The sequence below is a fragment of the Chitinophaga costaii genome (assembly GCF_900094705.1).
Lineage (GTDB): Bacteria > Bacteroidota > Bacteroidia > Chitinophagales > Chitinophagaceae > Chitinophaga > Chitinophaga costaii.
In genome coordinates, this window is the sequence record NZ_FMAR01000022.1 from 1 (window position 1) to 14,480 (window position 14,480).

Sequence of the window (14,480 nt, forward strand, 5' to 3'; positions counted from 1 at the left end):
TCGGAACTAAATTAAGGAACCGCCGTATACCGAACGGTACGTACGGTGGTGTGAGAGGACAGGTAGGGAATTAATCCCTACCTTCCTACTCGATTGTACAGTAATATGATCTTGTGGAAATACATTTAGCGAATGGATGGGCCGCAAAGTCGTTTCTGGTGCAGCTATTGAAATACAAACGAGTATAAAAATTAAAAACGGGGAAAAATCCCCGTTTCGTAAAATCAAAAACCAACCATTAAAAAAATACTTGACAAAAGGTGGTGACCTTCTGGAATTGCTTACCGCCCTTATTTATTGGGCTGAGGAGTAGTTCTCAGGTAAGGCTTAATTATTTTATGTCCTTTCGGAAAGCGGGCCGGAATTTCTTCGGTAGGCACCGCTGGTGTTACAATTACATCTTCCCCATCTTTCCAGTCTGCTGGTGTGGCAACGCTGTACTTGGCAGTTAGTTGCAGGGAATCTATCACGCGCAGTACTTCTAGGAAGTTGCGGCCGGTAGATGCCGGGTAAGTAATGGTAAGCTTCACTTTTTTATCGGGCCCGATAATGAATAAAGAGCGAACGGTAAATGTCTCAGATGCATTCGGATGGATCATGCCATATAAATTAGCCACTTTCCGCTCCGGATCTGCAATGATAGGAAAATCTACCTGAGTATTTTGCGTTTCGTTGATATCTTTTATCCAGCCTTTGTGGTGTTCTACAGTATCTACGCTTACGGCCAATACTTTTACATTTCTTTTATCGAATTCACTTTTCAGTTGTGCCGTGCGTCCCAGTTCCGTAGTGCAAACCGGCGTATAGTCTGCAGGATGGGAGAACAAAACACCCCAGCTATCCCCAAGGTATTCGTAAAAATCGATTTCTCCAATAGAGGTCTGTGCCTGGAAATTAGGGGCGATATCGCCTAATCTTAAACTCATAGCAAAAAATTTTTACGTTATGCGTTCAAAAATACGTATTTCCTACAAACTTAATAGACTTTTAAGATTGTTTTAGCATTAATTTCTGCTGAAACCTTGGTAGTCATTCTGTTGGGGCAGTAGTGCCTGGGGAAAAACCTGCTGCAAAGCTAGCGTTTATGGTTGGTTGTCGCAAATAGGAAAAATGAGGGGTTAACACTTCATCCAGAAAAAGGCAAGTTTTTAGGGTAACAAAATATCAGCAACCATAGCCATAGTGCTGTTTTTTACCAAGGAGCAAACACCACGCCTGGCTGGTTACTACGGGGCTAACATATATTGGATATTTATGTGGGAGGGGAAGTATACTTTACTTAAAAGCCATTAGATTATGCAGTAGGTATGCCAGCACTCAGCGATTTAGGGGAGCGCTTAAGCAGATCAGGCGGCCTGTTGCTTCCATGCGCAATAGGCCATGGTATATTTATGATCATCCTGGAGTCCGGCTTCTTCACGGGCGGCCACTTCGTCAAATTCAATTTCCAGGTAACCCAGGTATAATGCATAACGTTGGCTCAGCAATGTTATAGCATGGTCTATCTGCTGGGTGTACGCGGCCTTGGGAGTGGGTGCCGGTGCAGCAAGGGGCATTATCTGCTGGATGTAATAGCAACGTTCTCCGGTATATTCTACCCAGGTGCCTTGTTGTTTTACACGGGGGCGGCTCAGTTGAAAGGTCATTTTATGGAACGTCAGCGGCCCGCCCAATATGGTTTCCAGGTCTATGATCTCCGGGATTTGATCAGGGCGTTGGCGCATGTCTTCCAGTTTTTCCACGATAATCATTTGCAATTGATCGCTTTGGGGGGCCTGGTGGCGCAGCATTTGGTTCAGCACGTCGTAGTTTGCCACAAAATCACAATCCACCCAGCCAGCCTCGGTTTGCAGTTGTCCCCAGAAGGTCAGGTAGTTGGAAGCATCCATAATTACCTGGGTAATGGAAATGGTGTTGTAGTAAGTAGCGGTGTTGGTGTGTAATGTTTTCATACCGTTCTGTGTTTATAACAATACAAAAGTATCCGGCCATTACGCAGGGAATGTGCGTAGTGCGGGCAGGTTAAAAAATTTTATAAAATAAATTTCAGGGGTAAATTGAGCTCTTAAAACACCCAAACATGCCTAAAAATAAGGACGCAGTGTCGCGCTACCGGTGGATAGACGAACGGTTGCGCAACAAGCGCCTGCCCAAGCCCACACTGGAACACCTCATTGGTTTTGTATCGGAAAAAATGGGGAAAGATATTTCTACCCGCGCTATCCAGCAAGACATATACGATATGCGCAACGATCAGGAACTGGCTTATTTTGCCCCTATTCTATATGATCGCAAAACGGGTACTTACCGTTATGAAGAGGAGAGTTATTCGATTAATAATAACCCGATCGATGAGGCAGACCTGCAAGGGTTGGAGATTGCCATTGGCATCCTGGAGCAGTTTCGCAGCCTGCCTGTGGTGGCACAGTTTGAGGATGCTATTTTAAAAATTGCCGCCAGCCTGAAAATGAATCGGGATGCGTTGCAAAACCAGGGACTTATCCGTTTTGCCCGCGCCACGCAATACAAGGGGGCTGAGTTCATTCCTGAGATTGTAGATGCTATTAAGGGGCTGGAGGTAATCCGTATAGCCTACCAGAGCTTTAACCGCGACGAGCCTAAAGAACATTGGGTAGAACCCTATCACCTGCGGGAGTATCAGCATCGTTTTTACCTCATTGGCAAAAGCCAGCAAGCCAAAGGTGGCAGTGTACTGACCTTTGCGTTGGATCGTATTGTAAAGTTATGGCCCACCAACCAACATTTTGACGCCCAAAATTTTGACGATGCCACTTACTTCCAGCATTCCCTCGGCATTACTGTGCCGGGCGGCGATCCGGAGGAAGTGAGACTAAGTTTCACGCCGCAACAGGGCAAATACATTAAGTCTCAACCCATCCATCCATCACAGGAAATTGTAAAGGATACCGAAGAATCTTGCGAAGTAAAACTTCAATTGGTGGTGAATCCCGAACTGCGCATGCTGCTGCTGAGTTATGGTGCCAATTTAAAGGTGCTGGCGCCCCAAAGCCTGGTTAAAGACCTGGCCGATGAAGCAAAAAGAATGGCGGCTTTGTATAAATAGATAATCGTATACTGCCGGATTAATAGCGGGGCATTTGAAGAATGTTGAACAAAGAAAAACAGCCTTGTTAGTGCGTTTAATGCACAACTAACAAGGCTGTTTTTCTTTTTGAATATAAGCTACATCACAATGATAGTAACTACTATTATTTCGAGGCGGGCATTTTAAACAGGCTATCGTCTACCGGTTTATTATATTCTGCTTTGGTAATGAGTATCTTAACACCGGAGGCGGGTTGCTCTGTTACAGAAGGGTAGGAGTAGCCATCTTCGGTTTTTTTATAATCGCTCATTTTCACAATTACATCCATCGGAGCATCCTGTCCGGGTACGGTTACGTGGTTTTCGGTGCGGATGAGGTAGTAGGTAGTGGCATCCAGATAGGCAATACCTTCAACGCCATCTTTGGAAGTTACTTTCAGTTTATAGGCATTTACGCCGTCTATCGTTTCTTTGCCCAGGGATTCTACTCTCTTGCCGTTGGCTTTATAATCATATAATTCACCATTGATGCTAAGTTGGGACTCCATCAATTTAGCTTTTGAACTGTCCAGCGCGGTAGGCTCGGACTGTCCTTGCACTGGCATAAGCGTCCAGCCGCCGTTTTTTGTGATTACCTGAATATTGGTGGAACCCATGGCATCAAATTCCATGCGCATGGCTTGGCTTTGGATTTTCCATACTTTAAGCGGGAATTCCATGCCCTGCACCTCAACACTGCCTTCATTATAAGCGGTTTTCAGTGCTTTTAGTTTATCTGCGCCTCCCATGGCCACCACATATTTATTGACCAATTCATCGGCTGTCTGGGCATATGCGCCTGAAATGCTCAGTACAAAAAGGAGGGTAAGCAGCTTTATGCTCTTCATAAAAGTGAGTTTAATATAAAATTTATGTATGACAAATTTATTCTTTTAAAGTCAATATAAAAATCTATTTACCAGTGTGGAACGGCGATGTGCGGAGGTTTTATCCTGCCAAAAACTTCGTACTTTTCAGTCCGTTTCACCAATACAAATATTCCATGCAGCTCACCGGCAATTATGTAGACGTTCTTCACCAGCGCATTTACCCGGCCACCGTTACCATCAAAGAGGGACGTATTGCTACAATTGTGCCAGTAAGCGGGACATATGAACAATATTTGTTGCCGGGTTTTGTGGATGCACACGTGCATGTGGAAAGCTCCATGCTTATTCCTTCGGAATTTGCGCGCCTGGCCGTGGTACACGGTACCGTGGCTACGGTATCCGACCCGCACGAGATTGCCAATGTGATGGGTGTGCCTGGTGTGCATTACATGATAGAAAATGGGCGGCAGGTGCCTTTCCACTTTTATTTTGGCGCGCCCTCCTGCGTGCCTGCCACCGTATACGAAACGGCTGGCGCCACTGTAAGTCCGGCAGATGTGGAAGCCCTGTTGCAACGCGAGGATGTGAAGTACCTGACCGAAATGATGAACTTCCCTGGTGTATTGAATAATGATCCGGAGGTATTGCAGAAAATAGCAGCTGCAAAAAAATATGGTAAGCCGGTAGACGGCCATGCCCCTGGTTTGAGAGGTGATGCCGCCGCCACTTATATTGCGGCTGGCATTAGCACCGATCACGAATGTTTTACCCGCGAAGAGGCATTGGAAAAGTTACTGCGCGGCATGAAAATACTGATCCGCGAAGGTAGTGCCGCGCGCAATTTTGAAGCACTGATCCCTTTGCTGCACGATTGGCCGGAACACATGATGTTTTGCAGCGACGACAAACATCCAGACAATCTGGTGGAAGGCCACATCAACGTGCTGGTGAAACGTGCGCTGGATCACGGTATTCCCTTATTTAATATCCTGCGTGCCGCCTGTGTGAACCCAGTGTTGCATTATGGCCTGGATACCGGCTTGCTGCGTATGGGCGACCCGGCCGATTTTATTATTGTAGACAATCTCAAATCCTTTAATGTAAAAGCGACCTACATCAAAGGTGAATTGGTGGCAGAAAATGGCGTCACTAAAATAGCGCGGGTGGCAGCTTCGGCTATCAATCATTTTCAGGCAGCACCAGTACGAAAGGAAGATTTACGTATATCCGCCACTGGTAGTATGGCCCGCGTAAAGGTTATCGTAGCGCTGGAGGGAGAACTAATTACCCATGCGGAACTGGCCTCGCTGCCGGTAGTAGATGGCGAAGTTGTGTCCAACACCAGTCTGGATGTCCTGAAACTGGCCGTGGTGAACCGTTATAAGCAGGCACCTGTGGCGCTGGGGTTTATTAAAAACTTTGGGCTGAAATGGGGTGCCATGGCTTCCTCCGTGGCGCACGATAGTCATAACATCATTGCCGTGGGCGCAGATGATGAAAGCCTGGCGGAAGCCATCAACGCTGTAATTGGCGCGCAGGGAGGAGTGAGCGTAGCCCTCAAAAACACACCTGTAATATTGCCCTTGCCAGTGGCGGGTCTTATGAGCGCACAGGATGGTTACCAAGTGGCCAGCCAATACAGCGCCATGGACAAAGCTGCCAAAGCGCTGGGTAGCACACTGGCGGCGCCTTTTATGACACTTTCATTCATGGCACTATTGGTAATTCCCCATTTGAAATTAAGCGACCTGGGGTTGTTCAATGGCGATACTTTTTCATTTACGCCGGTTGTGGAGCCTTAAGGCATTACAGCCATCACCCACTTTGCTCCACGGAGGAAAAAAAGCGCGCCATCTGTCATTTTGTACCCTAAAAAAGGTGCCTTCTCTCTATTTTTGTTAACCCAATTTATATTATGCAAAAAGTACTCCGTAAAATGGCGGTCGTACTGGGTGCGATCTTATTGATTATAGGCCTGATAGTGGCTTATGTTTGTGTATTGCTGCCCAATACCGGTCCGCCTCCTAAACTACAAGTGACATTGAGTCCGGAAAAAATAGCCCGTGGGCAATACCTGGCCAATCATGTATGTGTGTGTATGGACTGCCATTCCCACCGCGATTATGGAAAATTCTCAGGCCCGCCGGTGGCAGGTGAGCCAATGGGGGGCGGTGGCGAAAGCTTTACCCCGGAAATGGGCTTTCCCGGCACTTTTTATGCAAAAAATATTACCCCCTATCATTTGAAAAGCTGGACGGATGGAGAAATATTCCGCGCCATCACTACCGGGCAAACAAAAGAAGGTCGCGCTATTTTCCCGCTGATGCCTTACGATGCTTACGGTAAAATGAGCGAGGACGATATCACCTCCATTATTGCTTACCTGCGTACCCTTGCACCGGTGCAACGTGATGTACCTTCCAGTACTGCCACTTTCCCGGTGAATATTCTGCTGCATACCATGCCGCATAAGGCCAGCCCACAGCCTGCGCCAGCCCGCAACAATGTTATTGCATACGGTAAATACCTGCTGGCTGCAGCGGGGTGCAAGGATTGCCATACGAAATATGAAAACGGAAAATTTACAGGCACGCCATTAGCCGGAGGCCGGGTGTTTGCGCTGCCCCAGGGCATACTACAATCCTCCAATCTTACGCCCGACCAGGCAACAGGCATTGGCAGCTGGACGGAAAGCCAGTTTGTAGGCCGCTTTAAATTATATGCCGACAGTACTGGTCGCAATATTCCTACGTCGCCAAAAGACTTCAATACGCCTATGGCCTGGACCATGTACAGTGGTATGGATACCAGTGATCTGAAAGCCATTTATGCATACCTGCATTCGCTGGCGCCCGTTCATAATACGGTGGTGAAGTTCGTGCCGGCAAAATAATAGGTCAGTGACTACCCATCCACAGTGCGCCGCCAATACTATCGCGGGATGCACCGGTAACAGAAGACAATACATTGTCTTCCTGCCGCCAGCGCAGTGCCCCGATAAGGGCCATGATCAGCGCCTCCTTAAATTTTACGGTCTGTGCGTCGGGCACTACCAGGTCTATGCGAAAGGGGCTAACCAGTGCATCTATCCTTTCCAGTAAAAATGTATTAAAAGCGCCGCCGCCGGAGACCAGCATGTTAAAGGGTGCCTGGCTGGCATCGGCATGCAGGTGCAGGGGTTCAATGGCCTGTGCGATCTGCTGTGCAATATGTTCGGTGTAGGTACGCAACTGGTCTGGAACAGACAAGCCGGAGGAGGTGAGCAGGGGGAGTACCGTATCGATTCCAAAACTGTTGGCCAGCGATTTGGGATAGGGAAGTGCGTAGTAGGGGAGTTGCTGTAAAGTGGACAGCAGCACTTCATTCACCTCACCTGCTGCGGCCAGGCCACCACCTTCGTCATAGTCGTGGCCCATCTGCAACGAGAGTGCATTCAGCACACGATTGGCCGGGCAAATATCGAAAGCTATGCGATCTGCACCGGTAATGGCGCTTACATTGGCAATGCCCCCCAGGTTCAGCCAGTATTGAAAGTCCGGAAATAATAACTTTTCGCCGATGGGTACAATGGGAGCGCCTTGCCCACCCAGTGCCAGGTCTATGGCGCGCAGGTCGCTGATTACCGGCAAGCTGGTGATGGCCGCAATGGCGGCACCATCGCCCAGTTGGGCCGTGGTATGCATGGCGGGCAAATGAAAGGCGGTATGACCATGGGAGGCGATAAAATGTACCTGGTGTTGCAGACCGTGGCGTTCAATAAACGCCAGGATTTGTTGACCAGTGTAGCGGCCATAGTCGCTATGCAGCACCAGGTAATCTGCAGCGGGAAGTGTGGTGGCACCAGACAGGCGCTGCATCCAATCTGCAGGGTAAGGCAGGGTGTCTGCCGCTTTTATTTCGTAAGTCCATTGCCCCCTGATCTCTGTAAGTTGTGCAAGTACTATATCCAGTCCATCCAGTGAGCTGCCCGACATGGCGCCGATCACGTTGTATACCATTTCCCAAAATTTTGGCAAAGGTACTGGAAAATATGCCAGCCGCTCTCTGCGGCAAAGTTAGGCGAGCAGCGGGCCAGGCTCCGCAAAGGGAGGCAATATATAGCCCATAAGTATCATAAGAGAAAGTCAATATTTTAGCTAGTTTTGCAAGCGAAAAGCATCCCCATGATCATAAACTTAAGTGAGCAGCATTCATTAGTCGGAGAATGGTTGAGTGAAATTCGCAGCATTACGATCCAGGCCGATCGTATGCGTTTCCGCCGGAATATGGAAAGATTAGGGGAAATAGCTGCTTACGAAATCAGCAAAACACTGGAGTACGAAGCGCGGGAAATACAGACTCCATTGGGCATCGCCAATTGCCGTGTGCTGGCTTCCCAGCCAGTGCTGGCCACCATACTGCGTGCCGGCCTGGCTTTGCACCAAGGGTTGCTGCATTACTTCGACAAGGCAGACCATGCATTTGTTTCCGCTTACCGCAAACATCACCACGACGGTACGTTCGACATTAGCCTGGAATACGTTTCCTCGCCTACAATTGAAGGCCAGGTACTGATTATTTCTGATCCGATGCTGGCCACGGGCGCTTCGCTGGTAAAAACCATTGAACACCTGGAATCGTTGGGTAAGCCCCTGCATATACACATAGTGGTAGCCATTGCCTGTACCGTGGGGATTGAATATGTGCAGCGTAACACCACCAGCCCCCTGACCATCTGGGCAGGCGATATCGATGACGAACTTACCGCCAAAGGTTATATTGTACCCGGTTTGGGCGATGCCGGCGACCTGGCGTTTGGGAATAAATTGCAAAACTAACCCTCGCTCCCAGCACTGGAATGCCCGCCAGGCGGGTTATGCAGGATGTCACCTGTTAATCTGCTTAACGGGAAAAATACTGGTTTTGTCCACTTAATTTAACGACAGAATAACCAAAGAAAACCAGTACATTAGATTCATCGCTGTATATTTATTATTTGTCCTAACTATACTGGCCGCTCTAGCGTTGCCGGGCCATCTAAAATCATAAATTTGTTATATATTTTAATTTGAGATATGAAAGTGGTTTCGTACCTTCACTATTCACCATTATCCGGGAAAACCCTATACGCCTAACGTATATGAAAAAATTAATATATACTATAATTGTCCTCCTATTCTTTTCTACCTCGCTGAAGGCGCAAGACCCTCATTTCTCACAATTTTTTGCTTCACCCCTTACGTTAAACCCAGCATTTACTGGCTTGTTTTCCGGCGATTACCGGATAGCGGGCAATTATCGTTCACAATGGAACAGCATTGGTGCCCCGTTTACCACGGGTACGGTGTCTGCCGATTTCGGCATTCTTAAAAATGTGATAAATCCGAACGATATCTGGGGCGTTGGTGCAATTGCGATGTATGACCGTCAGGGTGAGGCGGGTGCTTATACTACGAACTATTTTGCACTGAGTACGGCCTACCACAAATCCCTGGATCCTGAGGGGAATCATACCCTTGCTATTGGTTTGCAGGGCGCGTACGTTATTAAAAGACTGGATGTTAGCAAACTTACTTTTAGTGATCAGCTTAATAATCCCGGCTCAGCACCTACCGAAGCGATCACAAAGCCTACCCTGCATTATTTTGATCCTAATATTGGTATCCTCTACAATGGGCTGATAGGTGAAGCATCTAATATTTATGCGGGCTTTTCTTATTATCATATTACACAGCCTTACGAATCGCATTATAACAATCTTACGGAAGAGAACCGCATTCATAAACGCATTACCGGCCACGCGGGTGGCTCCTTTCCGGTGAATGGCAACAACCGTATTTTTGCCAGTGCTTTATATATGAAACAAGGTACTGCCACCGAAAAAACGATTGGTGCTGCCTATGGCTTTTTGCTCAATGGTATGCCAGACGATCCCACCATGTTTTACGTGGGTAGCTGGGTGCGTTTTGGCGATGCCATTAATCCTTATGTGGGGTTGGAGATCAAAGGATTTCAGGTGGGCATTAGTTACGATACCAATATATCTTCCTTAAAACCGGCGTCTAATGCGCGTGGGGGCATGGAAATTTCTGTGATCTATATTCATCGCAGGGATGATAACAACAAGTATAAAACTTTATGCCCTAAATTTTAAGATAAACACATAGGGAAGAGATGGCGGCTTGCATTGCAGGGAGCCGTTTTTATTTATTGTTCATCCATTCTTCTATCCTCCCTTACAATCCCTTCCCCTTGCTCACCCATGGATTTCCCTTTATCCAAAACCGGTAAGGCAGTCGTGCATCTTCCTGTGCATAGGCCACCCCTACACGGGTGCCGGCCATAATATCCTGTGCTTTAATAGGGGTTGCTTTTTCGATAAAAATTTTATCCCCCGTGAGAGAAAGACCTGTATCGGCGGTGGTGATGTGCATAGCTTTGCAAAGGCTGCCAGGACCGTTGGTAAGGGAGTACTGCAGCGCAGGCTTGCGGGTGCGCGCCAGCATGATGTCTATGCCCTCTATGGGTTGCAGCGCCCGGACCAGCACGGCGTGAGGGATGTCCTGCACATTAGTGACCACGTTAAATAAATAATGAATCCCATAACATAAATACACATAGGCTACGCCCCCTTCGTCAAACATCACCCCGGTACGTTTGGTACGGCGGTTGCCATAAGCGTGGGAGGCCCGGTCTGTGGCACCTGCGTAGGCCTCGGTTTCCACGATCATGCCAGCAGTGCGCTGCCCGTTTACGATGGTTACAAGATGCTGACCCAGCAAGGATTTGGCCACCTGCAGCACATCGGGTTGCCGGTAAAAGGAAGGTTTCAGTTTCTGCATGCTTAAAAAATAATACTAATTTCGCGCTTTCAACGATTTCCTGAATATCAGCAAAAAAATGAAGTTTTGTTTTCTTTAAGAGAAGTTATTGCCGCTATCCAATCATACGGAAAAGCGCATCAGTTTATACTCCAACACCGCTTGTGGCAATGGATATTGTTGCCAGGTATCATTTTCTGCGCTTTGTTTGTACTGGGCATTTATTTCGTGTGGGGCTATTCCACAGCTTTTGTGAACTATCTACTTAATGTACTGCCTTTTCTAAACTGGATACAAGATTTTGAAAGTGGATGGATAAGCTTGTTGTTTCTACTTCTTTCGTTTTCTGTGCACTGTTTGTTTTTGTTATTGTACGTTTCCTATTTCCGCAATTTATTCCTCATTGTGGCGGCGCCGGTATTTGCTTTTATTTCGGAGAAAACAGGAGCTATCCTGCATCGAAAAAAAGCGGATGTGGGTTATGCGGAACTCCGGCAAGACACCTTGCGCAGCATCCGGCTTTGCGGGCGGAATATTTTATACCAGACGGCAGGCATGCTGGTGTTGGTAATAGTAGCCTTTGTACCCATTGTGGGTATCATTACCCCGCTGGTGGCCTTTTTCATGGAATGTTATTTCTTTGGTTTCTCCATGCTGGATTACAGCTGCGACCGGCACCAGATGGATTTGCCGCAGACCATTTCATTTGTAAAGCAGCACAAAGGTGTGGCCGTGGGCAATGGTTTGATATTTTATCTTTTCCTGTTCATCCCCATCCTGGGTTGGATGCTGGCTCCCACCTACGCGGTGATTGCCGGCACACTTAGTTTACAAGATAAACGCCTGATATAATGAGCAATACCGGCAAAGTGTACCTGATACCTACGGTACTGGCAGATGAGCACCTGGAAACCATCCCGGCCTATGTAACGGGCGTGGTGCGGCAACTGAAAATATTTTTCGTGGAGAACGAGCGTACCGCACGCCGTTACATGAAGGCGCTGGATCGTAGCATAGTGATAGACGACTTGCAGTTGTATCCCATGAATAATAACCAGCCTCCGGATGTGGCGCTGGCCCGCAAATTATTGCTGGCAGGCCACAACATAGGTATGATGAGTGAGGCGGGATGCCCTGCTATTGCCGATCCCGGCCACCTGATTGTAGGAGTGGCACACCAGGTGAATGCGCCCGTAATGCCCCTGGTAGGACCCAATTCTATTTTGCTGGCGCTGATGGCATCGGGCATGAATGGACAGCAATTTGCATTTACAGGTTATCTACCGGTAGATAAAAGTGCGCGGGTAAAAGCGTTAAAAGAGCTGGAACAACGTTCGGCGAAATGGCATCAAACGCAAATATTTATTGAAACACCTTACCGCAATAATGCCCTGTTTACTGATCTGCTGGCCCATTGCGCTGCGCATACTTTACTTTGTGTGGCGGTGGAAATTACGGGCAATGAGCAGTTTATCCTTACAAAAACTGTTGGCGAGTGGAAACGCCTGCCTGCACCGGAACTGCATAAGCGGCCTGCTATATTTTTGTTGTATGTGCCTGAGGCAGGGCAGTTATAAGCCTGCAAATAGATTTAAAAAAAAATCCTGCTACGTGGAAAACGTAGCAGGATTTTTTTAGCCTGAAAGCTACGGTGCTATCGGGCTGGCAGTAGTTGAATGTTATTCGGGTCGGGGGAGATGGAGTATACACTATCTACCACAAATTCGCTCATGCCTCTCCAGGGCAGGGGGCCCAGGTATTCATTATAATGCAGTTCCACCTGTTTGCCGCTGGCACGCATCAATTGCTCGGCTACGTGTTCGTTTTTTACGGAGAAATTAAATTCGTTAGACTGTATGGCACCTGGCTGGCTGCTTCTATAACCTGTTTGTATGAGACGTCCTTCATAGGTTTTAAAAACATAACCTTTTTTAACAAAGAAGTTCAGTTCGCCGGCTTTCACACCGTCGCCGAATACATAGAAATAGTGGTATCCGAGGAAGGCGCACAGCGCTACCACAACAATGGCTACTAAGATAAAAATGAATTTACGCATGTGTTAGTTTTATAAGGAAAAAATGCCCTGGCGAATATCGGGATTACAATCCGTATTTATCGACCAGGTAAATTAATGCGCTCATTTCGATGGCACCCAGTTCCATTTCCCGTTTATTCACATTCTCCAGGACATCGTTCGGGGCGTGGTGCAGATCGAAATACCGTTGGGAGTCTGGTTCCAGCTCTCCTACCGGTGTGCCGATGGCCGGACGCAGATAGCCTACGTCTTCGCCGGCACCTTCCGCAGCTACGGTATATACGCCGTAGGGCTGTAGCAGGGGTATCCAGGAAGCTACTTTAGCGCGTTGCGCGGGTGTTACTTCCAGGGAAAAGCCACGGGGTGTAAAGCCGCCGGCGTCGCTTTCCAGGGCGAATACGTGTTTTTCCCCTTTCAGCTTGGCTTGCTTGGCGTATTCGCGGCCACCGTTGGTAGCATTTTCCTCATTGGCATATAACACAATGCGGATGGTATGTTTGGGGTGAAGACCTAATTTTTTAAATGCTTCCAGCACCTGTATGCTCTGTACAATGCCCGTGCCATCGTCGTTGGCGCCTTCATTCACGTCCCAGGAGTCCAAGTGACCTCCTACGGTAATATACTGATCGGGGAATTCTGACCCACGTATCTCCCCGATCACATTGTGCGCGAGGGTATCAGGTAGCATTTTGCCCCAGGTGCGCAGGAATAGTTTCAGGGAAGGGTCGTTTTTAATGCGGGCGCTCAGGCGGTCTGCATCTTCCAGACCAAGGGCCAGGGCGGGAATTTTGGGGAAGGAGTCGTTATAATGCAGGGCGCCGGTATGGGGAAAATTGTTGGTGCCATGCGACATGGAACGGATTACTACCCCTACGGCGCCATACTTGGCCGCCCGGCTAGGACCACTGCCCCGGTAGCGTACCGCATCGCTATAAGCCTTAAACGTTTCCACGAAGCGGGGATTGAAGGGGTAGTTATAAAAAACAATTTTGCCTTTGAGCTGGTCTTTTTTGGCTTCCAGGTCGTCAAAATCCTTCACCTCTATCACGGGGGCCGTTACGCCTTTTTCTCCGCTGCCATTAGAATTTCCCAGGGCCAGCGTGGCCAGGGGGGCCACGTAATCGCGGCGGTTGGAGAGGATACGGACTTCATCCTTACCGCCCCGTACCCAATGAGGAACAATTACGTCCTGGAAATACACCGTGTCGGCGCCGGCTTTGCGCAGGGCTTCCGCGCCCCATTTTTCTGCTTTGTAAGTGGCCGGGCTGCCAGCCAGGCGGGCGCCAATTTGCTTAGTAAGCACACGCAGGTTTTCATAGGCGCCACCATGAGTCAGCACCGTGTCTGCCAGCCGGCGGATCAGCAGGGAATCGTCTTGCTGTGCATGGGCGGCAACCGAGTTTGTTAAAAATACGAGTGGCAACAGGAAATGCTTCATCATCATCGCGCAGGTTATTTGGTTTAAATATGACTCGAAACGAGGGCTTAAAACTAACTATTTACAGGGGCTCCTGCAACTCCCCCCTGGTGAATTCCGAAATAGTACGCTACCTTTGACAAACCTCCCACTATGGGCATGGAAATTATAACCTGTAATACCTGAAAATGCTAACTGCTTTATTAAATAGCAGTAAATGCCGGGTCACAACGAAAAACACTTGTTTACTTTAGGCGACTTTTAAAAGTTCGGTTACCTCAGCAAAACCGGGC

At 48.1% G+C, this 14,480-nt stretch carries 14 protein-coding genes; 7 read left to right on the top strand and 7 right to left on the bottom strand.

Annotated features, from left to right (window positions below):
* Positions 1-290: 290 nt before the first annotated feature.
* A complete protein-coding gene (locus GA0116948_RS19845; protein ID WP_089715492.1) occupies positions 291-926 on the bottom strand; it encodes a peroxiredoxin in 636 nt (211 codons plus the stop codon).
* Positions 927-1,346: 420 nt separating this feature from the next.
* The gene (locus tag GA0116948_RS19850; RefSeq protein ID WP_089715494.1) at positions 1,347-1,952 is read right to left on the bottom strand and encodes a hypothetical protein; all 606 of its coding nucleotides are present in this window, start codon (positions 1,950-1,952) and stop codon (positions 1,347-1,349) included.
* Positions 1,953-2,080: 128 nt separating this feature from the next.
* Between GA0116948_RS19850 and GA0116948_RS19855 the strand changes: the two genes are divergently transcribed.
* Entirely contained in the window at positions 2,081-3,085 is a 1,005-nt protein-coding gene (locus GA0116948_RS19855) for a helix-turn-helix transcriptional regulator (RefSeq protein ID WP_089715495.1), read from the top strand.
* Between the two features lie 145 nt (positions 3,086-3,230).
* On the opposite strand, the gene GA0116948_RS19860 is transcribed toward GA0116948_RS19855, so the two are convergent.
* Positions 3,231-3,953 carry a LolA-like protein gene (locus GA0116948_RS19860; protein WP_089715497.1) on the bottom strand — a complete coding sequence of 241 codons (723 nt, stop codon included), beginning with the start codon at positions 3,951-3,953 and terminating at the stop codon, positions 3,231-3,233.
* Positions 3,954-4,027: 74 nt separating this feature from the next.
* Between GA0116948_RS19860 and ade the strand changes: the two genes are divergently transcribed.
* Positions 4,028-5,737: an adenine deaminase gene (gene ade, locus GA0116948_RS19865; RefSeq protein WP_240619210.1), complete on the top strand. Its 1,710-nt coding sequence runs from the start codon at positions 4,028-4,030 to the stop codon at positions 5,735-5,737.
* A gap of 113 nt (positions 5,738-5,850) precedes the next feature.
* A complete protein-coding gene (locus GA0116948_RS19870; RefSeq protein WP_089715499.1) occupies positions 5,851-6,828 on the top strand; it encodes a c-type cytochrome in 978 nt (325 codons plus the stop codon).
* Between the two features lie 4 nt (positions 6,829-6,832).
* Here GA0116948_RS19870 and GA0116948_RS19875 read toward each other — a convergent pair whose 3' ends face one another.
* Positions 6,833-7,933, bottom strand: a complete 1,101-nt coding sequence (locus tag GA0116948_RS19875) for an anhydro-N-acetylmuramic acid kinase (protein WP_089715501.1) — start codon at positions 7,931-7,933, stop codon at positions 6,833-6,835.
* A gap of 165 nt (positions 7,934-8,098) precedes the next feature.
* Between GA0116948_RS19875 and upp the strand changes: the two genes are divergently transcribed.
* Positions 8,099-8,752 (top strand): uracil phosphoribosyltransferase, encoded by a 654-nt coding sequence (gene upp, locus GA0116948_RS19880; RefSeq protein WP_170876093.1) that lies wholly within the window; start codon positions 8,099-8,101, stop codon positions 8,750-8,752.
* A 302-nt stretch (positions 8,753-9,054) separates the two neighbouring features.
* Positions 9,055-10,068: a PorP/SprF family type IX secretion system membrane protein gene (locus GA0116948_RS19885; protein ID WP_089715503.1), complete on the top strand. Its 1,014-nt coding sequence runs from the start codon at positions 9,055-9,057 to the stop codon at positions 10,066-10,068.
* Between the two features lie 82 nt (positions 10,069-10,150).
* On the opposite strand, the gene GA0116948_RS19890 is transcribed toward GA0116948_RS19885, so the two are convergent.
* Positions 10,151-10,756, bottom strand: a complete 606-nt coding sequence (locus tag GA0116948_RS19890; protein WP_089715505.1) for a DNA-3-methyladenine glycosylase — start codon at positions 10,754-10,756, stop codon at positions 10,151-10,153.
* 66 nt (positions 10,757-10,822) lie between these two features.
* Here GA0116948_RS19890 and GA0116948_RS19895 point away from each other — a divergent pair, with 66 nt between their 5' ends.
* Positions 10,823-11,587, top strand: a complete 765-nt coding sequence (locus GA0116948_RS19895; RefSeq protein WP_089715507.1) for an EI24 domain-containing protein — start codon at positions 10,823-10,825, stop codon at positions 11,585-11,587.
* Positions 11,587-12,312 carry an SAM-dependent methyltransferase gene (locus GA0116948_RS19900; protein WP_089715508.1) on the top strand — a complete coding sequence of 242 codons (726 nt, stop codon included), beginning with the start codon at positions 11,587-11,589 and terminating at the stop codon, positions 12,310-12,312. The genes GA0116948_RS19895 and GA0116948_RS19900 overlap by 1 nt, the downstream gene beginning before the upstream one ends.
* A gap of 77 nt (positions 12,313-12,389) precedes the next feature.
* On the opposite strand, the gene GA0116948_RS19905 is transcribed toward GA0116948_RS19900, so the two are convergent.
* Entirely contained in the window at positions 12,390-12,791 is a 402-nt protein-coding gene (locus tag GA0116948_RS19905; RefSeq protein ID WP_089715510.1) for a hypothetical protein, read from the bottom strand.
* A gap of 43 nt (positions 12,792-12,834) precedes the next feature.
* Positions 12,835-14,214, bottom strand: a complete 1,380-nt coding sequence (locus GA0116948_RS19910) for a M20/M25/M40 family metallo-hydrolase (protein ID WP_165798478.1) — start codon at positions 14,212-14,214, stop codon at positions 12,835-12,837.
* Between the last annotated feature and the right edge of the window lie 266 nt (positions 14,215-14,480).